This is a genomic window from Gluconobacter sp. Gdi (assembly GCF_014132155.1).
In the GTDB taxonomy this organism is placed as follows: Bacteria; Pseudomonadota; Alphaproteobacteria; order Acetobacterales; family Acetobacteraceae; genus Gluconobacter.
Genome location: NZ_BLJQ01000111.1, coordinates 1 through 228, shown reverse-complemented (window position 1 = coordinate 228; position 228 = coordinate 1). Strand labels below are relative to the sequence as shown.

Genomic DNA, 228 nt, shown 5'->3' with positions numbered 1-228 from the left:
GCTCTCCAGTTCCACATGATAGTAGGTGTAGCTGTTGATCGTACGATCAATCAGGATGGATGCCCCATTGACCAGCATACGGGCCGGAACCAGCTTGCCTTCAAAGACCATGCAGTGCTCCTGCGTCACCAGCAGGTCACGGGACGGAACACCCTCGGCAAGCGCGCCCTCGCGGATGCGGACGAGCCAGTTTTCTTCCGGCACAGGCTGGCTGGAGACGGTGATGGA

1 protein-coding gene is annotated in these 228 nt (G+C 59.2%); it reads right to left on the bottom strand.

The window, feature by feature from the left end; all coding sequences use genetic code 11:
* The coding region (locus tag JN414_RS16715) for a Hint domain-containing protein (protein ID WP_202208908.1) at positions 1 to 228 on the bottom strand (228 nt) is incomplete at both ends.